This is a genomic window from Nocardia sp. BSTN01 (genome assembly GCF_015354405.1).
Classification (GTDB): Bacteria; Actinomycetota; Actinomycetes; order Mycobacteriales; family Mycobacteriaceae; genus Nocardia.
The window spans coordinates 59,444-81,227 of sequence record NZ_JADKYP010000026.1 but is presented as its reverse complement, the minus strand read 5'-3'; the positions used below and the strand labels follow the sequence as shown (position 1 = coordinate 81,227).

Here is a 21,784-nt window from a genome sequence, read left to right as displayed (position 1 = left end):
CCGGGGGAGAAGCCATGAATGCCAAGGCGCTGATCGTTGCCGAGAAGTGAAGGACGTCCGAGATGGACCCTCTGGAAAAGCTGATCGCGATCGAGGAAATTCGTCAACTGTTGTCGCGGCGAACACGCCTGATCGATGGAAAGCACTGGGAAAAATTGGTCGAGGTGTACACGGACGATGTCGTCGGTCACCATCTCGGCGTCAAGGGCGGCCGTGCTGTCGTCGAGCATGTGCGCAAGGTTCTGGAAGGTGTGCGCACGATCCATCAGCTACATCTCCCCGAAATCGAGATCACAGGTTCTCTGACCGCCCGCGGCATCGTGCCGATGGAAGACCTTCTGTTGTGGGAAGAGGACGGGGTCAAGCGTTGGGTGCACGGGTATGGCCATTACCACCAGCGTTATGTGAAGACCGACCGCGGCTGGCTTATCGATGACCACAAACTGACGCGCCAGTACCTCCGGGAAGGTTACGGCGATTTCGACCCGTCGTCGGGATCGGCGGCACTGACCGAGCGATACGATGCGCCGGTCGTTCCGTTGCCTGCTGACCTGACCTAATCCCCCCGCGACCGAAACGATTATTTGCGATGACTACAAATATCAACGGACCACAGAACGGTGATAGTGAGGCAGCCGAATTCCCCGACACATTTGCTGAGGGGCGTATCGGAATCGTCGGCGTCGGCGCCATGGGTCGGCCGGTGGTCGAGCGACTGAAGGCGCGGGGGTTCGATGTGGCCGCCTATGTGCGGCGAGACGAGGTGAAGTCCGAGCTGGAGGACATGGGCGTCCTCGTCGAACCCGATGTCCGAGCCCTGGCCCGCGGCCGGGACTTCGTCATCAGTTACGTCTATTCCGACGAACAGACGCGCCAGGTCGCCATTGACGACGGGCTCGTGGAATCCATGGATCCCGACGCGATCCTCATCATCCACACCACGGGTAGTCCCAGGACAATGCGAGATATCGGCGCACGGGCAGCCGTCCATGGGGTCCGAGTGGTCGATGCGGGTGGTGCGTGGGCACCGGCGTACACCGCCCTCGGTGAGATGAGCCTGATGGTGGGCGGTGACCCCGACGACATCGCGCGATGTATGCCCCTGCTGGAGACGTATGCGTATCCAGTGCACTATATGGGTCCGCTCGGCTCCGGTATGTGTATGAAATTGCTCAACAACGCGGTCCTCGGTGCCCACCTGCAGCTGGTTTCCGATGTCGCGCGACTCGGGCGAGAGCTCGGTTTGGATTCCTATCGGCTGCTGCGTGGCCTCACCTATTGCACGGGCGGCAGCACGGCAATGCATTTGGTCGGGACAGCGGTGACCGAGGAGCGTTTCTGGGAGTACGGAGGACGATTCCTCTACAAGGATCTCACCGTTGTCGACGAGCTCGCCGAGCAACTCGAACTCGATCTGGGCCTGATCGGATCGCTCAACCGATCTCTATTGGAGCGCCTGGAAAAGCAACACGGACATCCGCGATAACACCGCGATCGAACGAGGACCGGCCTGCGGCCCGTTGAACATGCCGCAGGCCGGTCGTTGTGCTGTCGGCGATCAGGAAACGGCGGGAATACCGCTGGTGGTGCGTAGTTCCGCCACCAGACTCGAGAGTCGCCATCCATCAGCTGTCCGAACGGCGACCTGGCGGTACGTGGTCGAGTGGACTGTGCCGTCGGGGTGTACACAGACCCCTTTGGACAGTACGTCGACGCCACCGTCGGAACGTTCTTCGATCAGGACGTTGGTTCCGTGATGAGCGAGAGGATGCCGGTTGCCGGTCGCCGTCCACAGCTCGCGGATGGCAGCGATGCCGCGATGGTATCCCGCACCGCGATTGCGCACGTCGTACTCGGCGTCAGCGGTGAAGATCTCGCCGACGCGGGAGAACTGCCGCTCGTCGATCACGTGACCGTAGAGGGCCACCAATCGATGGATTGCCAGATGGTCGTCGGGTGCCAGCATGGGTGTCGTCCTCACTCCTTCGAGCCATTACCGATCGAACCGGGCGAGATCGATCAGGCAGGTACAGGCTCGGTCCCGTGTCCGATTCGGGCGATAATTTTCCGATCAGGTCCGATCTCCGCGTAGTCCGCGGTCAGGAAGGTGAGCCGAGTCCCATCGGCTACCGAAGTAACCGTCCAGCGTGTCTCCGCGAATACGTACCACTCGTCAGCGTGCCGCTGGACGACCTCGATCCGCTCGGGCACGTAGCGGGCGAAGAATCGCCTCAGGTGCTCGGCTGCGGCCTGTCTACCATCCAGTTCGGCGAGCGCTCCCGGAGTGTCATTGGTGTAGTCGCGCAGGCCCACTTGTCCCTCGGGTGCCAGCGAAGCGACCGCGCCGTCGACGTCGCCGGACCGCAGAGCGTCCAGATACGCATCGTGATCGGCGAGAAGATCACGACGAAGCTCACTGAGGGATTGTCCGTTCGCCGCGCCGGCCCCTGGCCCTGTCCGTGCCCAGAAGAGCTCGCCGGTGATCCCGGTGCGCCCCATCGTGGGAAACAGCACGAGCGATTCCACGTCGAGGCGATCCCCCGGCTTTTTCACCTCGCCGAGGATTGTGGTTTCCGCCTTCACCTCCACCGTTGCCCAGCCCGCATGGAAGGTGTACCAGGGAGCGAGGACTTGGCTCGTGGAAATCCAGCCACGCAAGGCCATGCCGAGATGCAGCTCGACGTAGGACTGTCGGATCCCCTCCCGGGTCTGGGCCAGGTGCTGACGCAGACGGCCGTCCTCCAGCGTCGGATTGAGTGTGTACGCGTAGGGCCCCGCATCTGCCAAGGTGTCGAGGATGTCATCGACGTCCTCGGTGATCTCGACTTCGATGTGACGGTCGGCCTGCTGCTGAGCCAGCAGCAGCAGTTCTGTGTGCCGCATGGGGTTGGCAGGGCCGGCAGCGTGATTGCTACGCGTGTCGTCGGCGATCGTGTTCGTCATTGATCCACTTCCGCTCTTGCTGTCCAGTGGGCTGGCGCAGTCGTCCGGGTCCTGCGGCCGGGTGTTCGCTCGGCCGCAGTATCGCTGAGTGTGATCTGAATCATGTACAGTGTCAAGGGTGAAAAGGGCGGATACAGCCCGGTATTGGCCCCCAAGCATCGAGAGTTATAGCAAATCATCTAGATGGTTTGAGGCCTAGGGAGATGAGATGACAGCAGCAGTGACGACAGATACCGACGTCAAGATCATCGATTGCGACACCCACATCATCGAGCCCTACGACCTCTGGACTTCGCGGGTCTCGCCGAAGTATCGCGACCAGGTGCCGCGAGTTCGCTGGGATGAGAGCAAGCAGCAGGACGTCTGGTATATGCCGGACCGGCCCCTGATGGCGGCGGCCGCCGGTGCGGCGATGGCCGGCTGGCGCCAGTACCCGCCGAACCGGCCGCCACGAATGGCCGATGCCGACCCGGCGACCTACGACGTGGCCGAACGCCTGAAGAGAATGGACGATTACGGGATCTGGGCGCAGGTCTTGTATCCGAACATCGCCGGATTCGGGGGCGGCCTGTACGCAACCATGCCCGATGCCAACTTGCGGTTGGAGGCTACCCGGGCCTACAACGACTGGCTCGTCGAGTACACCGGTGTCGCCCCGGAACGGTTCGTGATGAACTGTTCCGTGCCGTTCTGGGATGTGCCCGAGGCTGTCGAGGAGATCCGTCGTTGCCACGCGTTGGGACACCGCGGGATCCTGTTTTCCTCACACCCCAACAAGTTCGGGCAACCCTATATCGCCGATATCCACTGGGATCCGATCTGGGAAGTCTGTGCCGAGCTCGAGATGCCGGTGAACTTTCACATCGGCGGCAGCGGCGTCGAGGACTTCGGAGTCAACTACGAGGGCAACGGAGCGTCGGTCAACTACGCGATCTCTTCCTCGCTGATGTTCATGAGCAATGCCAACGCGCTGGTGGATACCATCTTCTCCGGCATTTGCGATCGATACCCGACGTTGAAATTCGTCTCGGTGGAAAGTGGAGTCGGCTGGGTGCCGTTCCAGCTCGAAGCGATGGACTGGCAATGGCAAGCGACCGGCCTGCACGAACAATTGCCGAAGAGACTGCTCCCCAGCGAATACTTCAAACGGCAGTTCTACACCACGTTCTGGTTCGAGCGCGGCACACTGGCATCGTCGATCGAACAGCTGGGCGCCGATCGTATCCTGTTCGAGACGGACTTTCCGCACCCGACCAGTATGTCTCCGGGGCCTGCATCTCCAGCCATCCGTCCCGATACCTACATTCACGAGGCCATGGGATTCTTGCCGGCGGACGTGCGCCGTAAGATCCTGCACGACAATGCCGCTGAGCTGTACAAGGTCGGCTGATTCGGGCGGTCTGACCCCGGGCGTGTATCTCGCGCCGGTGTGTGAGCGAGCGGGGAAACAGGTTTCGCTGAGATTGTGAACTCGGTTTTTGTTGCAGCACTGGAAGTTCGATGATTCGCCGGCTCCGTGCCGCGGTCCCGGATCCAGCTGCGGCGCAGAATCCTGCGTGCGATGGTCGATGTGGCTGCTCACAACCAACGGACGGCAGGGTCGATCGACGTGTTGCCCCGCGTTGAGGTCCCGATGGCGGTGCCGCGACCTGAAACAGGTAGCGGAACAGGTGGTTTTGCGGATGTGGCCGACTGTTCGATTTCGCGATAGTCGCTTGGGTGCAACGGGGCCCGGAGCCGGCACGAGCGATGCGTGAGCCGGTGGGCGGTCGTGGTCCGTCACGCGGATCTCCGATTCCAGGGATCCCCACACGAATCGTCGAACACGGCACCGAGCTGCCGATGGGGAGCTGGGGCGGGCCGAGCGCCGAGGAGGGCGTGGATATCCACCCCACATCACACCGAAATGCGGAGGGAAGACTGTGAACAGCGCATCGATCGATACGGGTCTGCTACTGCTGCGGGTCGCGGCTGGGCTGACCATGGCCGCGCACGGCTACCAGAAATTCTTCTCCGGGGGCCGCATCGCCGGCACCGGGGCATGGTTCGACAGCATCGGCATGCGGCCGGGGCGAGTGCACGCCCTGCTCGCCGCCGCGACGGAGATCGCGGCCGGTGTCCTGCTGGCGCTGGGGTTGGCGACCCCCTTCGCCGGGGCCGCCTTCGTAGCGCTCATGGTCGTCGCCGGATATACGGTGCACCGGGGCAACGGCTTCTTCAGTGTCCGATCCGGCTGGGAATACAACTTCATCCTCGCCGTGATCGGGGCGGCCGTCGCGACCGCCGGCCCGGGGCGGTATTCCCTGGATCACCTGTCCGGCTGGGATACGGGGTTGTCCGGCGTTGCCGGAGCGCTGATCGGCATCGTGGGCGGCCTGGCGGCGGGGGTGGGCCAGTTGGTGGTCTTCTTCCGGCCGCCGGTGCCCGCCGGCTCGTGAATCCGGACGCCGGCGCGGCGGGGAGGAGCCCGCTGCGCCCCTCGGCGCTGTTCGTGGCCGAGGAACGGCGGCGCCGGATGACGCGGAGCGAGGTTGACGCTCTGCACGCGGCGATCGTCACCGTCAGTACGCGGATGTCGGCGGCGGGGGAACCCATCATCTACCTCCGTGGTTTCTACCTGCCGGAGCCGCAGGGCTGGTTCGCGGTGTTCGCGGCGGATTCGCCGCAGATCGTGCAGCGTCTGCTGGGGATCACCCAGCTGTCGAACGTGCAGGTCCGGCCCGTAGTGGAATTCCTTCCACCCGAAGGGGTTTCGTCCTGCGTCTCACCCGCGCGGCTGGCTGCGCGATGCGGTCACCCGGGGTGCGATCCGGACCCTTGAGCCGAAGCCGAGCTTCCCGAGGATCCGCGCGACGTGTCCGTTCACCGTGGGTGTCGGAAGAATCTCGGTGTCGGTGGCCTGCCGCAGGGCGTCGGCGGCGCCGGTCGAACGTGCCGCCCGATGGTGGCCGGCGCGGTACCGCTGTCGCGCCGGTCGCCTCCGGGTGGCGGGCAGTCGAATATTCGATTGATCGTCTAAAATAAGAGAAGGGGTCGCGAGAACGGGCGCCGTCGCCCATACCCCGGGGGCGGGCGGTGAATGTCTTTCGAATCAGGTCGGTGCGAACGGGCCGGAAAGGGCTGAAGGTGGCGAGTCCGCCGGTGATGCGCGTGATGCGCGTGCTCGATTATCTGGCGTTGCATCCGGACGAGGAATTCACGATCTCCGATCTGGCTCGCCGCGTCGGGCTCAACAAGGCGACATGCCACACCATCGTGACGACGCTCGTCGAACAGGAGTACCTGACCCGCGGGGCGGTGAGCGGCCGGATCCAGCTGGGACCGGCGCTCATTCCGCTCGGACTGGTCGCCGAGCAGCGGTTCCGGCCGCTCGACGTGGCGCGCACCGAACTCCATGCGCTGGCCGATGATCTCGGCGTCCCGGTGGTGGTCAGCATCCGGACCGGTTCGGAGATCCTGCATCTGGCCCATTACGGCCCGGCGAGCGTCTTCAGCGCGATGTCGCGTGCGGGACAACGTATTCCGCTGTTGCCGCCGGTCGGTGCGACGTTCTACGCATGGTCCACCGACGAGGTCATCGACGCGTGGCTGGATTCTCTGCCGCACAGTGGCGAGCAGGCGCGTCAGGTCTTCCGCAAGGCGCTCGCGCAGGCACGCTCGCTCGGATACGTGGCGGGCGGTGACAGCCCACTGTGGCGCGATCTGGCCAGTACCGTGCGGGAGATCGAGTCGTCGGATGCGTCGCATTCGCGACGGTGGGTGGAGGAACGGATCCGCGATGCGGACTTGGCCTCGTATATGGGCGATCCGGGCGAGAACCAGGGTTCGGCGGGGTTCGTCTCGGCCCCGGTCTTCGACTCGGCCGGCGAGGTGGAGCTGACGGTCACGGTGCATTTGGGAGACAGTGTGACCATCGATGTCGATGATGTCGTCCGTCGCCTCACGAACCTCACCGCGCACATGACCGTTGCCTCCGGCGGGCGCGCGCCGACGCTCTGACGTCGTGGCGGGCCGGCCCTTCGAAGGATCAGTCCCAGTCCACGATCTGATTCGCGGTTTCCACGAGCGCCGGATAGTGCCGCATGTGGCGTGCCATCAGTCGCGCTGCCTCGTCGGCGGCGCCACGAATGATCGCCTCCCCGATCGGGATGTGTTCGGCCATCAGGACGGACCACTGCTGTGCCGGATCGACCCGCAGCGGCTCGAGGATCAGTTGCAGCGACATACTGAGCGGGCCGAGGACCGCATCGTGGCTGATGATGGCGACGCTGCGGTGGAACTGCTGACTTTCGGCGAGCGAGCCGGTAGACGAGTCGACCGACCGATGCAGAAGCTCGGCCAGTTGCTGGCGTTCGGTTTCGGTGGCATTGAGCGCTGCCAGCCGCGCGAGCGTGGGTTCGATCGCCTCTCGTGCGGCCGTGATTTCGGCGTAGGTCACTCGGCGAGATCCGAAATGCAATGCCAGCAGGCGGGCGAGATCCTGAGTATCGCTGCGCCGCACCCGCGGACCGCCGCTGCGCCCGGGTTTGATCGTCAAGAGGCCGTTCATTTCCAGGATCCGCAGGGCTTCGCGCAACGTCGGACGTCCCACCCCGTAGGTATTGAGCATGACGGTCTCCGGCGGCAGTGGCGCACCCTCCCCCAGGCCTTGGTGCACGATATCGCGCACGATCGCCCTGGCGATCTGGCGCGCGACCTTCTCTCCCGACGCGCGCTCGACCACGAACGGGACGCCTTCGCCCTCGACCAACGGCTCATCCATGTCGCATTTCGTACCATGCCGAGCGCTGGCGTGGCTGCACCGACCGGGCGGTGCCGGGCCGTTTCACGGTCCGTCGGGCGTCGAGCTCCAGACCACGAAGTTGCTCCAGTACGGCATGAAGCCCCCGGAGAGGCCCACATTCGCGGGCACCGAGATCTGACGGGCTCCGGCGCGGCGCTGGATCTGCTGGATCGAGTCGGTATGCGCCCACCAGCGGGTTCGCCCGCCCCCGATATTGCCTCCGCTGGGCGAGACCGGATGCGGTCCGGCGATGCTGATGTCGGTCTGGTAGAGATCGAGCGCCTCGCCGCGTCCGATTCCGGCATAACCGAAACCCTCGATATGGAACGGATGCAGGAAACTGAATCCGTCGTAGCAGTTCTCGAACGACAGCTCGCGAGCGGTGACCCCGGCCGATCGATACACCCGCCGGGCGGTCGCCGCGGCGAACTCTTCTGTCTCTTCGAGGGTTTCGACCGTGCTGCGCGGCGCGAGCCCGTCGTAGCGGTCGCCGCTGACCCGGCCGGCACCGGCATGTCCGAGAACGTAGACCGGCTGCTGCCGCAGATCGGCCGCGCGGTGCGCGGTGGTGAGCACATAGGCGGCCGCCGCATGGATCGGGATGTCGTTGTCGAGCAGATTCGCGGGCTCCGCGATCGGTTTCGCGTTCAGGTACTGCTCGACCGTGATCGGCTTCGGGTCGTGCTGGGCCCAGTAGCCCTCGGGCATGAGCAGGCCGTTGGCGCGGGAGTTCACCACGAACGGCGCCATCATGTCGCGGGTCTTGCCGTACTTGTGGAGATATCGGCGGAATTGCGCCGCGGTGTTGAACGAGTTGGCGCCCGCCACGGCGGTCCCGTATTTGCCCGGCCCGGTCACCGTCGGCTCGGAGTTGGCGCCGCGAACGCCGTACCGGCCGGGAAAGTTGTGCCACGCCTTCACTGCGACGCAGGTGGTACCGAGTCCTCGCCCGACCGCTTCGATCGCGGCCGCCAGCACCATGGACATGCACATCGAGGACACGATCACCAGCTCGACGCCGGTCAGCTCCGGCATATTGCGCAGCAGCCATTCCGGGCTGAGCTGGGCGACCCCGTCGAGGGGATCGTCGGTGGTGTGGAATCGAGCCGCGATCTCCGGGGGTACCGGTGTTCCGGCCGGCCACGGCGATCCGCCGCCGGTCGTCTTGCGATCCAGCACGATCAGGTCGACCTCACCGGGTGCGACGCCGGCATCCGCGATGGCCTCGCGGATCGCGCGGATCGTCCACGCCCCGATGCAAGTCTCCGGATCACCATCCCAGCGTCGCAGGGTGGGGGAGTGCCCGATGCCGACCGCGGCGACCTGTCCGCGATAGGGCCACGGTTCCGCGTCGCTGATTCGATAGAGGCCGGCGGCGGATTCGCGGACCTGCGGCGTCGCGCTCACGCGACCACCTCCCATTCCGGCACCTTCTGGCCGGTCGCTTCGGTGGTGAGAAAGGTCAGCCGCACCGGTCGGCCGATCCGGACGTCATCCGACTCGGTCCCGGGCAGCTGGGAGAGCATGACGATTCCGGGGCAGGCGTCGAGACCGATCACCGCCACCGTGTAGGGCAGATCCGGTCGCAACGAGGCGACCTGTGTGTCGTGGATGACCGCGAAGGAGTGAATCGTGCCGCGGCCGTCGGTCTCGCGCCACGCGAGCGTGTCGGCCCGCGCGCATTCGGCGCAGACCGGTTCGGGTGGATACTGCCACCGGTCGCATCGCGCGCAATGTTGCAGGACGAGTCGCTCGTCGTTCGCCGCGGCGTAGAACTCCCGGTCGAGGGGCTCCGGAATCGGCGATTGTCTCGGCACGTGTCATACCTCCGGATGTGCGAAATGTGATGTGCGGGCGGTGATCCCGGGATCCCCGGCGAGCGGAGGCGGCCGGGCGTCCCGAATGGTTCGAGGGCGACCGTCGGCGGGCGGCCGCCGAGGTGACATATGCCGCGTACGAGTATGCGAACAGTTGTCTCGAATGCTGGCACGCTAGCCACGGTTCCGGGGGAAGTCAACGAGGTTCGCGGGCTTGACTGTGTCGGAGCCCATAGTTACGTTGTTCATATTATCAAACGGTCATCTATATATACAGACGGCAAGCGAAGTGGTCGCCGATAGCCGCTGGTGGATGATCATCGAAACGATGTGGCCGCGCCGGCTCGGATGGTCGGCGAGCAGTGCGGCTACCGTGGCAGGACTGAGGAGCGCAGCAGGTATGAGCGCACAATCCGGATCGCATCGGTCGGCGACGGCGTGGGGACGCTGGGGCCCCGAGGACGAACGAGGCGCGCTCAATCTGCTGACGCCGGATCGCGTCGTCGCCGCCGCTCGCGGCGTGCGCACCGGGGCCGTGTATCCCCTCGGACTGCCGATCCAGCGCACCGGCGTGCCCATCTACGACTACCGCGGCGCACCGTATCGGCTCACGTTGACCAACGAGCACGACGCGCACCGATGGGAGGGCGCCGGTGCCCCGGCGGGCACCGGCGCCAATGCCGACCTCCTGGTATCCGCGACACACAACGGCACGCACATGGACGCGCTGTGTCATGTGTTCGCCGAGGGAAAGCTCTACAACGGCTTTCCCAGTAGCAGTTTCACGCCGTCGGACGGGGCGGCCCGGTGTGGCATCGACAAGGTCGGCGGCCTCGTCGGCCGCGCGGTGGTGCTCGATGTGGCCGGGGCGACGGGTGTGCGTTGCCTCGAACCGGGGCAGGCGGTCACGGCCGAGATGATCGAGCGCGCGGAAGCGCACCACGGGGTGACTGTCGAGGCGGGTGATGTCGTGTTGTTGCACACCGGCTGGCTCCGGCACTTCCTGGAGCAGGCCGAGGCCGGGGTATCGGTCTCGCTGGACCGGCAGCCGGGGCTGGGCCGCAGCGGCGCCGGCCTTCTCGTCGACCGTGACGTCGCCGCCGTGGGCGCGGACAACACCGCGGTCGAGGTGCTCGGCGCGGAGGCCGGATTCATCGAACTGCACGTCGAGCTCATCGTCCATCGGGGGATCCCGCTGCTGGAACTGCTCGACCTGCGCGGACCCGTCGAGGCCGGAGTCGCCACCGGCATGCTCGTCGTGGCGCCGCTCGTTATCGCGGGCGGCAGCGGAAGTCCGGTCAACCCCGTGCTGATCACATGAGGTCTTTGCGTGACCACACGCCACCGCCGGCGTCCGGCCGGATCGAACAGGGAGTATGAGAATGAGACAGCAACAGCCGAGTTCCGTTGTGCCGCAGGAGTTCCGCCGGGTACTCGGTCACCTGCCCACCGGAGTCACGGCCGTCACCGCCCACGGACCCGAGGGGCCGATCGGCATGGTGGTGAATTCGGTGACCTCGGTATCGCTCGACCCGCCGCTGCTGCTGATATGCCCGGCCAAGTCGTCTTCCACCTGGCCCGCCTTGCGCGCCGTCGGCGAATTCTGTGTGAACGTCATGGCGGGCCACCACGAACAGGTCTGCCGAGCCTTCGCGCGCCCGGGCGCGGACCGGTTCGCCGGCGTGGCATGGCACGAACGCGCCGCCGGTCCGGGGATCGAGGAAGCGGTGGCGTGGATCGGGTGCCGGGTGCTTCAAGAGCACGATGCGGGCGATCACACGATCGTGGTCGCCGAAGTGACGGACCTGGAGGCGGCATCCGACGTGGCGCCGCTGGTGTTCTTCCGCGGCGCGTACGGCACGTTCACCGCGTGAGCCGCTGGGGCTCGCGGAACATCCGCGAGCCCCAGGGGCGTCAATCCGCTTGCGCTCCGGCCATTTCCGTCATCCATGCCCGGTAGTCCGCGCTGATCGGTGAGCTGTCGGTGAGCCCGCCGTCGACGGGAACGACATGGCCGCTGACCATTCGGGCCGCGTCGGAGACCAGGAACGCGACCACCTCGGCGACGTCCTGCGGGGTGGCCGTCTCGGGGGTGACCATATTGCGGCTGTAGATCGCGCCGAAGCGCGGCGGCGCGTAGATCTCGTTGTGCCGGGTTCGTACGAAGGCCGGGGCGACCGCATTGCAGCGGATGCCCGATTTCCCGTACTGCGTCGCGACCGCCCGGGTGAGCTGAATCAGACCCGCCTTGGCGACGCCGTACGCGGTCAGGCCGGGTTCACCGGCCATTCCCGACACCGAGGCGATGTTCACGATCGCGCCGGCGCCGCGCTCGAGCATGTCCGGCAGTACTGCCCGGATCATGAGATACGGAGCGACCAGACTGCCGTTCAACATGCCGGCGAGAGTGTCGGGCCGCAGGGTCAGGATGTCGCCGTCCTCGGCGGTGAGATCGAGCGCGGCGGCGTTGTTGTCCAGGATGTCGATGCCGCCCCACTGGTCGCGGATCCGCGCCATCAGGGCGTCCACCTGCTCCGGGTCCGACACGTCGGTGACCACTGCCAGTGCGTTGCCACCCGCCGCGGTGATCTGTGCGGCCACTATGGGCGCGCGCTCGGCATCCTTGTCCGCGATCGCGACGGCCGCACCGCGGCGTGCCAGGGCATGCGCGGTCGCTTCACCGATCCCGTTGGCTCCACCGGTTACGACGGCCACCTTGCCGCTGAGGTCCTTCATCGGTCCTGCCTTTCCTGTGATCCCAAAGTCCGGATCGTCGGCGCTATTGAATTCATTGTCAAGTAATGAATCCAACATGCGACGTCTGCAGCCCCGGAAGCCACGGGTCGCGCGACTGTGATTGACCGCACTCGAGTTCGGTCCTACACTCAGTGTGTTCGCGATTACAGCCGAACGTCTCTATATTCGAACGAAAGTCTTCAAATGCTGTTACATCTGCCCGTGGTCGCCAGTGCCGGCACTGGCCTGCGCCACCGGCGCCGCGGCGGCGAACCGATGACACAGGTCGCCGGTCCACGGATCGGGGCGGGCGAGTGACCGGCAACTGGTTCGTCCGGGGTGCGGGGCTGGCGGATTTCATTCGGGGCGGCCGCGGTCACGAGCCGCGGTTGCCGGATGCGGACCGCTCCCGGCTCCCGGCCGATACCTGGAACGCGGCGCAGGTGCCCGCGGGTCTGCATCTGGAATTGGTGTCCCATGCCGATGCGGTCGTGCTCGTTGTCGACACCGAATCCCGGCATCCGCTGGCGTCGCCCACCACCGGTGACCGCCTCACCGTCTGGCGCGGCGATCGATGCGTCGGCGTCGTCGAGGTCCCGGAATCCGGTGGCCCGGTGACCGTCCCACTGGAGCGCGACGGGGCGGTCTACACGATCTATCTTCCCGAGGCTCGCCTCGGGCGCGTGTCCGCTCTCGTTCCGGTCGGCGGCCGGATCGAGGCCACCCCGCCGCGCCCGCGCTGGCTCGCCTACGGCGATTCGATCACCCAGGGCTGGTCGGTCTCCGATCCGGCACTGGCCTATCCGGCGATCGTCGCGCGCCGGCACGGTCTCGAGGCGTGGAACCTGGGATTCGCCGGCGCGGCACGGGGTGAGATCGCCGCCGCGCAGTATCTGGCCACGGTCGAGGCCGAGGTGATCTCGCTGGCCTTCGGCACCAACAACTGGAGTGTGCTGCCCACCGGAGCCGGTCACATGGCCGAGCTCGTGCGCGACTTCGTGACCGCGGTGCGTGCGGGCCATCCACGCACACCGCTGCTGATCCTCAGCCCGATCGTGCGGCCCGAAGCCGAGCAGTCCCGCAATGCGGTGGGTGCGACGCTGGCCGAACTCCGCGACGCCATCGAAGCCGCGGCTCGGCAACTGCACGAGTCCGCCGGTCCGGTCCGGCTGATCCGCGGCCGTGATCTGGTCGGCCCGGGCGATCTCGTCGACGGAATCCACCCCGGCGACGCCGGACACCATGCCATCGCCGCCGCGGTCGGGCCGGTACTGGCCGAACTGCTCGGCACGAACCCGGTTCACACCCGGGAAGGAGTGACAGGATGACGACATCCGGAGAAGGACTTCCGCTGGGGCTGCGCGGCAAGAGCGCCGTCGTGGTCGGCACCGGTCCGGCGATCGGCCGTGCCTGCGCGACAGCTCTCGCGCGGGCGGGTGCTCGAGTCGCATGCCTGGACCGCGACGCCGACGCCGCCGAGGCGTCCGCGCAGGCGGTCCACGCGCTCGGCGCCGACGGCTCGTCCCATGTGGTCGATGTGCTCGATCGTGACGCGGTGCGCTCTACGTTCGCCGACATCGCCGAGAATCATGTCGGCATCGACGTGGTCGTGAACGTCGTCGGCGCCTCCCGCTGGGCACGCGCTTCCGAGATCGCCGACGGCGACTGGGACGAGGTGCTCGACCTCAATCTGCGCCAGCAGTGGGTGGTCGCCCAGGAAGCGCTGCGGCACATGATCCCGGTCCGCGCGGGGTCGATTCTCGCCATCGCCTCGGTGAGCGGACTGGCCGCATCGACGCTGCACGGTGCGTACGGGGCGGCCAAGGCGGGACTGATGAGCCTGGTGCGAACCCTCGCGGTGGAGAACGGCGAGTACGGCATTCGGGTCAACGCCATCGCACCGGGCACCATCGACACACCTGCCCGAGCGGGCGATACGGAACTCGCGGCGAAGGTGCCGCTGCGCCGGCGTGGCCGGCCGGACGATATCGGCGACGCGGCGGTCTTCCTCTCGTCGGAGGCGGCGTCCTACATCAGTGGCCAGGTTCTCGTCGTCGACGGTGGCGTGTCGGTCGTGCACACGCTGATCGATGTCGCATGAGGCCGCAGCGAATGAGTACGCGACGATCGAAGGTGGTTCAGCCCATGTTCCGTAAGGCCCCCAGTACCGAGCCGGACCCGGTGATCGCTGTGATCGGCGCGGGGTTCGCCGGCATCGGCGCGGCAGTGCGATTGCGGCGAGCGGGATTTCACCGCGTGACGCTGCTGGACCGGGCCGACGGACCGGGCGGCACCTGGTGGCACAACACCTACGAGGGCGCAGAGGTCGACACTCCCTCGATTCTCTACAGCTATTCGTGGATGCCGTGGAACTGGAGCCGCACCCACGTCCGCCAGGCGGAGCTGCAGGCCTACCTGTCCGCCGTGCTGGACGCGTTCGACCTGCGCGAGCGTTGCCGGTTCGGGGTGGAGGTCGACCGCGTCGAATGGGATGACGACGCGCGCGAATACTCCATCCGCTCCGGCGGACGCGAGATCCTGCGCGCCCGGTACGTGGTGAGCGCGGTCGGACTGCTGTCCGATCCCAAACTTCCCGACCTGCCCGGAATGGATAGCTTCGAGGGGCCGCTGTTTCATTCCTCGCAATGGGACCCCACGGTCGATTTCACCGGCAAGCGGGTCGCCGTCGTCGGATCCGGGTCGACCGCGACCCAGCTGGTGCCCGCACTGGCCGACAAGGCCAAACAGGTCACCATGTTCTCGCGTGAACCGAACTGGATCGTGCCCAAGCGCGCCCGTGCCTACACCGAGCGCGAACGCCGGGCACTCGACTCCCGCCACGCCCAGCGGCTGGTTCGCGCCATGATGATCTACCAGCGCGATCGCGCCCAGTTCGGCGGTGCCCTGTGGCGGCCCGGATCCCGGCAGAATCAGGCGGCCGAGGCGGTGGCCCGCGCCTATCTGGAACGATCGCTGAGCGATCGCCCGGAGCTGCTCGCGGCGGTGACCCCGCGTCACCCCTACGGCGGTAAACGACCGGTGATCAGCGACGACTTCTACGACGCCCTGCGCGCCGACAATGTCCGGCTGGTTCCGCACGGCGTCCGCGAGGTGACCGAGAACGGCGTCGTGGACGCGACGGGCGATACGCACGAATGCGACGTGCTGATCATGTCGACCGGGTTCAAGGCCGACTTCTTGTCCACCGTGAATGTCGTCGGACGCGGCGGCCGCGAGATCCACGACTACTGGAACGGCGACGAGCGCGCCTTCCTGGGCACGATGGTTCCGCACTTCCCGAATTTCTTCATCATGTACGGTCCCAACACCAACGGCGGAACCATTGTCACCAACCTGGAACTGCAGGCATCCTTTCTGACCTCCGCGATCAGCCGGGTGGAACGGGCGAAGGCCGCGGAGATCGAGGTGCGGGAATGGGCGGCCGAGCTGTACGACAAGCTCATTCAGCGCATGCTGCAGGGCACCGCGTTCCAATACGAGCACAACTACTACCGCAGCGGCTCCGGCCGGGTCGCGACCCAGTGGCCGGACGGGGTGCTGCTCTACGCCGCTCTGACGAAACTGCTGCGCGGGCCCTTGCTGCGCGTGGTATCGGGCACGCCCCGCGTCGGCGAGACCGCGCCCACCGCGGACGGCCGCGAACGAGAGGAGATCTCGGCATGAGTTTCGGTGCCCGAACCATCCGGCTCGCAGCCGTGCCCGTACTGCTGACAGTGGGGTCGCGCTGGGGCGCGCGGTGCTGGCGGACCGTCGCCGCCGTTCGCGTCCTGCGGGCCGTCGAGACGGGGTCGGTGGTGAACAGCGGGTCGGCGACGCCGGCCGGCGGCACGGATGACAAGCGACTGCGTGAGCGCCGCCCGGCGCCGCGACAAGAAGGAATTTCTCACGAGGAGGACAACGCATGACCACCGACACCAGCTCTGCCGGCTCGCACACCGAACCGGCGACTTCATTCGTGGAGCGAGCGAAAAGCCTTGCGTCGCTGATCGAATCGCAAGCCGACGCCATCGAGGAGGGCGGCAAACTCACCGCGCCGGTGGTCGAGGCGATGCGCGAGCAGGGCCTGTTCTGGGTCGGGGTTCCCGAGGCGGCCGGCGGTAGCGGCGGCAGCATGGTCGACGCCATCGAGACGATCGAGGAACTCGCCCGCGCCGACGGCTCGACGGGCTGGGTCGCCATGGTCAACGTGAGCGCCGCCGCGATGGTCGCGGGCTTCATGGCCGAGGAGGGTGCCCGGGAGATCTATCCCGTCGGGGCGCCGTCGCTGCTCGCCGGATACGCGGCGCCGGTCGGCAAGGGCCGGAAGGTCGAGGGCGGTTACGAGCTTTCCGGCAACTGGACCTTCGCCAGCGGTTCGGATTGGGCGGACTGGTTCGGTCTCGGCTTCGTCGTCGTCGGCGACGACGGTAAGCCGATTCTCGCCGAGGACGGTTCGCGCCAGGCCTTGTACGCGGTGGTACCCGCCGAATCCGCCGAGATCGTGCCCAACTGGGATGTGACCGGTCTGCGCGGGACCGGCAGCCACGACCTGGCCGCCACCGGCGTATTCGTCCCGGAGAGCCGGGTCATGGACGCGTACTCGCTGTCGCCCGTGCGTCCGGACCCGGTCTTCCACCTCGGCAAGGACGGCGCCGCCGTCGCCGGCCACTCGGGTGCCGCGCTGGGCCTGATGAAGCGCGCGCTCGAGGAGGTGGCCGGGATCGTGGAAGGAAAGGTTCGCCGCGGCTATCCGGGACCTGTCGATCAGTATCCGGTGTTCCTGTTCGAATTCGCCAAGGCGGACGCGCAGTACCGCAGCGCCCGGGCGTATCTGCTGGAGACCTATCGCGCCGCCGAGGAACAGGCCCGGCAGGAGCAGCAGGTCGGACCGGAACTGCGCGCCCGGATGCGGCACGCGGCGGTGTGGGTGCACCGGGTCGTGGACGACGTGGTCGCCTTCGCCCGGCTGTGGGGTGGTACGCAGGCGTTCCGCAACCCGAGCGTGCTGGGCCGCGTGGTCCGCGATGCGAATGTCCTGACACAGCATCTGCACGTGGACAACATCTGGCTGGTCGACGTGGCGCCGGTCCTGGTCGAGAGCGCGAAGAAGAGCTGAGCTTCGCGCAGTGAGGTGCCGGCACGATGCGCCGGCGAAGATCTGGCGCGACGCGCCGGAGAGGAGACGAGCGTGGAACGTCCGGGGCGGCCGAAATCGGCCCTGAGCGATATACGCGTACTCGATCTGAGTGACGGCACCGCCGGTCAGGTCGCGGCAATGCTGTTCGGCGACTTCGGGGCGGATGTGATCCGGATCGTATCGCCGTCCGCCCACGATGGGCACGAAAGCGACCCCGGCGAGCCGATGTGGGATCGCAACAAGCGCGTCGTGCGCAGTGCGCCCGACGCCGAGACCGTCACGGCGCTGCTGGCCCAGGCAGACCTGGTGATCACCAGCCGGTCGGCTGCCGCGAATGTGGCAGAACGGGCGCGGGCCGTTGACACCGGCCTGGTACACCTGTCGCTGCCCGGATTCCGGGTGGGGGAGAACACTCCGTCGCGCAGCGCCGACGGCCTGATGACGGCCGCGACCGGCATCGCCCGCAGGCAGTCGTCGTATGACGGTGGCCCGGTCGAACCGGTCTTTCCGTACGTGACCTATGAGCAGGCCCTCTGGGGCACGACCTGCGGGGTTGCCGCGCTGATCGAGCGCGAGCGAACCGGAACCGGACAGCAGGTCGTGGTGGACGGGATGCACGCGGCACTCATCACCGCCGCGGCCACGATGGTGGTCGACCCCCTCGTCGCGCCGCCCGACACGGCGGTCGGGCCGCACGGCCCCAATCCGGCGTATTCCACCTACCGTGGCTCGGACGGCAAATGGCTGCTGCTCGGTGCATTGCTGCCGAAGTTCCAGATCGCGGCGTTCGAACTGCTCGGCGTGGCCGACATCCTGACCGACCCGAGAATCGCGGGCGATCACGCGAAGCTGTACTCGGTCGAACACCGCGACTGGGTACGTGCGCGCATCGCCGCTGCCTTCGCCGCCCGTCCCCGTGACGAGTGGCTGGTATTGCTCGAGGAGGTGGATTGTCCCGCCAGCGCCGTCGCCGAAGCCGGCGTATTCCTCGATCATCCCCAGATGGTCGCCCTGGGCCAGCACAAGGTGGTCGACGACCCCGAGTTCGGCGCGGTCGAAATGCCGTGGACCCCGGTCGAACTCATCGGTACCCCGGCCGTGGAACCGGTCTCGCGCAGCTTCGACAACGACGTCGACTGGCTGCCGAGGCACCGCGGTCCGGCTCGGGGACCCGTGGGGCGGACCGCGGCCGACATGTCGGCCGGTGGTCCGCTCACGGGTTTCCGGGTGCTCGATCTGGGTGCGGTGCTCGCCGGGCCGTTCGCCGGCTCCCTGCTCGCGGAGTTGGGTGCGGAGGTCGTGAAGGTCGAACCGAGCGCTGCCGACAGCTTCCGCCACATCGGATGGCATTACAACCGCGGCCAGCGCAGTTTCCCGGTCGATCTTCGAAACAGCGAGGGCAACAAGGTATTTCGCACAGTTGTCGCGGAGTCCGACGTGGTTCTCGACAACTTCCGGCCCGGTGTGCTGCAGCGGCTCGGCATCGACCACGAGGCGCTGGCCGGGGTGCGTCCCGATATCGTGACCGGGTCGATCACCGGGTTCGGCAACATCGGGCCCTACGCCGGCAAACCCGGTTTCGATCCGATTCTGCAGGCGGCGTCGGGAATGATGGCGGCGCAGGGCGGCACCGGTGATCCGGTCTTCTCGAGTATCGCCGTGAACGACGTGACCGCGGCATGCGCGATGGCGCTCGGCTCGTGCCTGGCGCTGTACCACCGCGCTCGGTCCGGCGAGGGGCAGCGGTTCGACGTCTCGCTCACCACCGTGGCGGCCTACATGCAGTGCGGCGAGCTCACTCGTTACCAGGCACGGCCCGCCGTTCGGTTCGGGGCTCCGGACTATCGGGGACCGTCGCCTCTGGATCGGTATTACGAGACCGCCGACGGCGCTGTGCGCCTCTACCTGCCGTCGGCGCGGCTGCTCGCCGAGGGTGGGTTGCTCGAGTCGATTCCGGCGGATCCGATGCACCTGCAGGACCAGCTGGCCGGGCGTCTGCGCGAGCTGGATACGGCCGACGCCGTCAAACTCGTCATCGATGCCGGGGGCGACGCCGTGGCGGCGGTCACCTATCAGGATCTCTCCCAGGACCCCGATGTGCTCTCGGGCGGGTACCTGCAACCGATCACGCGCGCCGACGGCAAGGAGTTCTTCGTGCCCGGCCGGTACGCGAGATTCGATCGGGGCCGGATCGGTGGTGCCTTGCGGGCGCCCGGGCTGGGAGAACACTCCCGGGAACTGCTGCGCAGCGTAGGACTGGCCGACGAGGCGATCGACGAGCTCATCGGCCGCGGGGTCGTGGCGGAGGGCGGTCCGCTCACCGAATTCTCGGTCGCGCTCTACCGCTGAGCGGCGCGGCGCCCGGTTCGGACGGGAAAGGGGCGCTACGGGTAACGGCGACAACGCCGCCCGTAGCGCCCCTTCCGGCGTTATCGCGTCGTGGGCTCGACCTCGTCGGCGGCAGCCCAGCGGGTCACCGCGGCCCACAGCCGACGCCGTGTCGGCGCCAGGTTGTGGCAGTGGAACGAGCCGTCGATCACGACCAGTCGCAGCTCGGCGGCCCGGGGATACGCGCGAGGTTCGAGTGCGGGATCCGCGGTGACGTCGCGGTCCCCGAATCCCAGCAGGACCGGAACCTCGACCGTGGCGGCCGCGGCGGCCACGACTCCGGGACGGGAAACCCATTCCGCGACGGGACCGGGAACGACGGTGGCCGCGGCCCGTACCGCCGCCCGCACCGGCGCGGGCAGGTCGGGTCCCAGATTGGTGTAATGCACGTCGCGCTGCCGGTGCGCGGCGTTGCCGGCGGTGAGCCGCCAGCGGGTGCCGTCGGGCCGCCACATCGTCAGCGGGCCGCTCGGATACCCCAGCACGGCCAGACGGTCGAAACTGCGATATGTGGATTGCTGATGCAGGAGCAGGGCGGCGCCCATGGAATGACCGACGCCGGTCGTCGGCAGACCACGTAGACCGGTCTGCTCCAGGAAGGCCGCCGTCGCCGCCGCGTTGGCGTCACGGACCTGTTCGGCGGTGGGTTCGGGGTCGGGCCGGGAACTGTGCCCGGTACCCAGATGGTCGATGGTCACCACACCCACTCCACGGGCCGCGGCGAACCGGGCGAAACTGTAGTCGTCGGGAGCTTCCGGCGAGACCTGCAGATCCCAGTAGTCGCGGGTGAACCGGCCGCCGGGAAAACACACCACTGCGGCGCGGGGCCGGGGTGGCAGGAACGCTGTTCCCGCCACCCCGGCCCCGGTCTCCGTCGTGCATCGCAGTTGTACCGTGCGCACGGGAGGATTCATCGACGATCTCAGACCGCCACCGGCGCGGTCCCGTGCCCGAGGCGAGCGACGATCTTGCGGTCGGGGCCCAGTTCCGCGTAGTCCGCGGTCAGGAAGGTGATGCGCTGATCGTCGTGCCGGGAACGGACGACCCAGCGGAGTTCGCTGAAGATGTACCAATCGTCCACGTTGCGCTGAACGACGTCGACGCGTTCGGGGACGAAGCTGGCGAACATGCGCTCCAAGTGTGCGCGCACGGCGTCCTTGCCGTCCAGTTCGACCAGCGACTTCGAGGGGTCGATGGCGCCGAGTGTGTAATCGCGCATCCCGACCTGGACATCGTCCGACATCGCGGTGAGCATTCCCTCGATATCCGAGCGGCGCACGGCTTCCAGGTATGCGTCGTGCTCGGCGCGCAGGCTCGCGCGCATCTGCGACAGCGACTCGCCCGGTTCCGTGGTCGGCCCGGGGGTGATCCGCGCCCAGAACATCTCACCGGTGATACCCCGGCTGCCCATCGTCGGGAACAGAACCAGCGCCTCGTAATCCTGGTGGGATCCGTCCGCCTTCACCTCGACGGTCGCGAAGCCGGCGTGGAAGGTGTACCAGGAGGACAGCACCTGGGTCGTGGACTCCCAGCCTCGCAGGCCCATGTTGTTGTGCAGGGTCACGTAGCAGTCGCGGATCTCGTCGCGGGTGTGGATGAGGTGCTGGCGGACGCGCCCCTCCTCGACCACCGGATTCAACGTATAGGCGTACGGCCCGTCGTCGGCCAGCGTCCCGAGGAGGTCGTCGATATCCTCGGTGATCTCGATCTCGATATGCTTCTCGGCTTGGCGCTGAGCAAGGAGAAGACGGTCGGTGAACTGCAGGTGGTCGGCAGCCGTCGGCTCGGCCGGTTCCTGTCGCTGATCATCGGCGATAGTGGTCGTCATTGATCCATTCCGCTCTGTGTGAATCGATATTCGGCGACGCCCGCACTCGATACCGGAATCGCGGTGGACACCGCGTCGGCATGGGGACATCCCTACGGGCCGCCATGGAGACAGGCCTGAACTATGACGTAAATCATGTTCAGTGTCAATGG

22 protein-coding genes are annotated in these 21,784 nt (G+C 67.0%); 14 read left to right on the top strand and 8 right to left on the bottom strand.

Going from position 1 to position 21,784, the window contains the following annotated elements; translation table 11 throughout:
- The first annotated feature begins 62 nt into the window (after positions 1-62).
- A complete protein-coding gene (locus tag IRT45_RS21215) occupies positions 63-560 on the top strand; it encodes a nuclear transport factor 2 family protein (protein WP_194807582.1) in 498 nt (165 codons plus the stop codon).
- Positions 561-589: 29 nt separating this feature from the next.
- Entirely contained in the window at positions 590-1,486 is an 897-nt protein-coding gene (locus tag IRT45_RS21210; protein ID WP_194807581.1) for an NAD(P)-dependent oxidoreductase, read from the top strand.
- Positions 1,487-1,558: 72 nt separating this feature from the next.
- Here the strand turns inward: IRT45_RS21210 and IRT45_RS21205 are convergent, their stop codons facing one another.
- Positions 1,559-1,966, bottom strand: a complete 408-nt coding sequence (locus IRT45_RS21205; RefSeq protein WP_194807580.1) for a nuclear transport factor 2 family protein — start codon at positions 1,964-1,966, stop codon at positions 1,559-1,561.
- 53 nt (positions 1,967-2,019) lie between these two features.
- On the bottom strand, positions 2,020-2,943 hold the full coding sequence (locus tag IRT45_RS21200; protein WP_194807579.1) for a nuclear transport factor 2 family protein: 924 nt from the start codon (positions 2,941-2,943) through the stop codon (positions 2,020-2,022).
- A 208-nt stretch (positions 2,944-3,151) separates the two neighbouring features.
- Here IRT45_RS21200 and IRT45_RS21195 point away from each other — a divergent pair, with 208 nt between their 5' ends.
- The 4 genes from IRT45_RS21195 to IRT45_RS21180 all read left to right on the top strand — a co-directional run bounded on the left by IRT45_RS21195 (position 3,152) and on the right by IRT45_RS21180 (position 6,942).
- Complete coding sequence (locus IRT45_RS21195) at positions 3,152-4,333, top strand: amidohydrolase family protein (protein ID WP_194807578.1); 1,182 nt, start codon at positions 3,152-3,154, stop codon at positions 4,331-4,333.
- A 532-nt stretch (positions 4,334-4,865) separates the two neighbouring features.
- Entirely contained in the window at positions 4,866-5,381 is a 516-nt protein-coding gene (locus IRT45_RS21190) for a DoxX family protein (protein WP_194807577.1), read from the top strand.
- On the top strand, positions 5,378-5,764 hold the full coding sequence (locus IRT45_RS21185; RefSeq protein WP_194807576.1) for a hypothetical protein: 387 nt from the start codon (positions 5,378-5,380) through the stop codon (positions 5,762-5,764). The genes IRT45_RS21190 and IRT45_RS21185 overlap by 4 nt, the downstream gene beginning before the upstream one ends.
- Before the next feature lie 278 nt (positions 5,765-6,042).
- Entirely contained in the window at positions 6,043-6,942 is a 900-nt protein-coding gene (locus IRT45_RS21180) for an IclR family transcriptional regulator (protein ID WP_194807575.1), read from the top strand.
- 28 nt (positions 6,943-6,970) lie between these two features.
- On the opposite strand, the gene IRT45_RS21175 is transcribed toward IRT45_RS21180, so the two are convergent.
- From IRT45_RS21175 to IRT45_RS21165, 3 genes are all read right to left on the bottom strand, one after another.
- Complete coding sequence (locus IRT45_RS21175; protein WP_194807574.1) at positions 6,971-7,705, bottom strand: FadR/GntR family transcriptional regulator; 735 nt, start codon at positions 7,703-7,705, stop codon at positions 6,971-6,973.
- 63 nt (positions 7,706-7,768) lie between these two features.
- Positions 7,769-9,133, bottom strand: a complete 1,365-nt coding sequence (locus IRT45_RS21170) for a hypothetical protein (RefSeq protein WP_194807573.1) — start codon at positions 9,131-9,133, stop codon at positions 7,769-7,771.
- The gene (locus IRT45_RS21165) at positions 9,130-9,543 is read right to left on the bottom strand and encodes an OB-fold domain-containing protein (RefSeq protein ID WP_194807572.1); all 414 of its coding nucleotides are present in this window, start codon (positions 9,541-9,543) and stop codon (positions 9,130-9,132) included. The genes IRT45_RS21170 and IRT45_RS21165 overlap by 4 nt, the downstream gene beginning before the upstream one ends.
- A 400-nt stretch (positions 9,544-9,943) precedes the next feature.
- Between IRT45_RS21165 and IRT45_RS21160 the strand changes: the two genes are divergently transcribed.
- Both IRT45_RS21160 and IRT45_RS21155 read left to right on the top strand, forming a co-directional pair.
- Positions 9,944-10,864, top strand: a complete 921-nt coding sequence (locus IRT45_RS21160; protein ID WP_194807571.1) for a cyclase family protein — start codon at positions 9,944-9,946, stop codon at positions 10,862-10,864.
- Between the two features lie 61 nt (positions 10,865-10,925).
- Positions 10,926-11,417 carry a flavin reductase family protein gene (locus IRT45_RS21155; RefSeq protein WP_228534706.1) on the top strand — a complete coding sequence of 164 codons (492 nt, stop codon included), beginning with the start codon at positions 10,926-10,928 and terminating at the stop codon, positions 11,415-11,417.
- A gap of 40 nt (positions 11,418-11,457) precedes the next feature.
- Here IRT45_RS21155 and IRT45_RS21150 read toward each other — a convergent pair whose 3' ends face one another.
- On the bottom strand, positions 11,458-12,279 hold the full coding sequence (locus IRT45_RS21150; protein ID WP_194807569.1) for an SDR family NAD(P)-dependent oxidoreductase: 822 nt from the start codon (positions 12,277-12,279) through the stop codon (positions 11,458-11,460).
- Positions 12,280-12,593: 314 nt separating this feature from the next.
- Between IRT45_RS21150 and IRT45_RS21145 the strand changes: the two genes are divergently transcribed.
- The 6 genes from IRT45_RS21145 (at position 12,594) to IRT45_RS21120 (ending at position 19,765) form a co-directional block, all read left to right on the top strand.
- Positions 12,594-13,607 (top strand): SGNH/GDSL hydrolase family protein, encoded by a 1,014-nt coding sequence (locus IRT45_RS21145; RefSeq protein ID WP_194807568.1) that lies wholly within the window; start codon positions 12,594-12,596, stop codon positions 13,605-13,607.
- A complete protein-coding gene (locus tag IRT45_RS21140; protein WP_194807567.1) occupies positions 13,604-14,380 on the top strand; it encodes an SDR family NAD(P)-dependent oxidoreductase in 777 nt (258 codons plus the stop codon). The genes IRT45_RS21145 and IRT45_RS21140 overlap by 4 nt, the downstream gene beginning before the upstream one ends.
- Positions 14,381-14,424: 44 nt before the next feature.
- A complete protein-coding gene (locus tag IRT45_RS21135) occupies positions 14,425-15,963 on the top strand; it encodes an NAD(P)/FAD-dependent oxidoreductase (RefSeq protein ID WP_194807566.1) in 1,539 nt (512 codons plus the stop codon).
- Positions 15,960-16,205, top strand: coding sequence for a hypothetical protein (locus IRT45_RS21130; RefSeq protein WP_194807565.1), 246 nt, complete (start codon positions 15,960-15,962; stop codon positions 16,203-16,205). Before IRT45_RS21135 ends, IRT45_RS21130 begins: the two co-directional genes overlap by 4 nt.
- Positions 16,202-17,395, top strand: coding sequence for an acyl-CoA dehydrogenase family protein (locus IRT45_RS21125; protein ID WP_194807564.1), 1,194 nt, complete (start codon positions 16,202-16,204; stop codon positions 17,393-17,395). Before IRT45_RS21130 ends, IRT45_RS21125 begins: the two co-directional genes overlap by 4 nt.
- 72 nt (positions 17,396-17,467) lie before the next feature.
- On the top strand, positions 17,468-19,765 hold the full coding sequence (locus tag IRT45_RS21120; RefSeq protein ID WP_194807563.1) for a CoA transferase: 2,298 nt from the start codon (positions 17,468-17,470) through the stop codon (positions 19,763-19,765).
- A gap of 80 nt (positions 19,766-19,845) precedes the next feature.
- On the opposite strand, the gene IRT45_RS21115 is transcribed toward IRT45_RS21120, so the two are convergent.
- A complete protein-coding gene (locus IRT45_RS21115) occupies positions 19,846-20,706 on the bottom strand; it encodes an alpha/beta hydrolase (protein WP_194807562.1) in 861 nt (286 codons plus the stop codon).
- A gap of 20 nt (positions 20,707-20,726) precedes the next feature.
- Positions 20,727-21,632 carry a nuclear transport factor 2 family protein gene (locus IRT45_RS21110; protein ID WP_194807561.1) on the bottom strand — a complete coding sequence of 302 codons (906 nt, stop codon included), beginning with the start codon at positions 21,630-21,632 and terminating at the stop codon, positions 20,727-20,729.
- Between the last annotated feature and the right edge of the window lie 152 nt (positions 21,633-21,784).

Coding starts and splice junctions, on each gene's coding strand:
- IRT45_RS21195 (WP_194807578.1), top strand. CDS start 3,152: ATGACAGCAGCAGTGACGACAGATACCGACGTCAAGATCATCGATTGC.
- IRT45_RS21215 (WP_194807582.1), top strand. CDS start 63: ATGGACCCTCTGGAAAAGCTGATCGCGATCGAGGAAATTCGTCAACTG.
- IRT45_RS21175 (WP_194807574.1), bottom strand. CDS start 7,705: ATGGATGAGCCGTTGGTCGAGGGCGAAGGCGTCCCGTTCGTGGTCGAG.
- IRT45_RS21150 (WP_194807569.1), bottom strand. CDS start 12,279: ATGAAGGACCTCAGCGGCAAGGTGGCCGTCGTAACCGGTGGAGCCAAC.
- IRT45_RS21125 (WP_194807564.1), top strand. CDS start 16,202: ATGACCACCGACACCAGCTCTGCCGGCTCGCACACCGAACCGGCGACT.
- IRT45_RS21210 (WP_194807581.1), top strand. CDS start 590: ATGACTACAAATATCAACGGACCACAGAACGGTGATAGTGAGGCAGCC.
- IRT45_RS21205 (WP_194807580.1), bottom strand. CDS start 1,966: ATGCTGGCACCCGACGACCATCTGGCAATCCATCGATTGGTGGCCCTC.
- IRT45_RS21200 (WP_194807579.1), bottom strand. CDS start 2,943: ATGACGAACACGATCGCCGACGACACGCGTAGCAATCACGCTGCCGGC.
- IRT45_RS21130 (WP_194807565.1), top strand. CDS start 15,960: ATGAGTTTCGGTGCCCGAACCATCCGGCTCGCAGCCGTGCCCGTACTG.
- IRT45_RS21155 (WP_228534706.1), top strand. CDS start 10,926: ATGAGACAGCAACAGCCGAGTTCCGTTGTGCCGCAGGAGTTCCGCCGG.
- IRT45_RS21140 (WP_194807567.1), top strand. CDS start 13,604: ATGACGACATCCGGAGAAGGACTTCCGCTGGGGCTGCGCGGCAAGAGC.
- IRT45_RS21110 (WP_194807561.1), bottom strand. CDS start 21,632: ATGACGACCACTATCGCCGATGATCAGCGACAGGAACCGGCCGAGCCG.
- IRT45_RS21160 (WP_194807571.1), top strand. CDS start 9,944: ATGAGCGCACAATCCGGATCGCATCGGTCGGCGACGGCGTGGGGACGC.
- IRT45_RS21135 (WP_194807566.1), top strand. CDS start 14,425: ATGTTCCGTAAGGCCCCCAGTACCGAGCCGGACCCGGTGATCGCTGTG.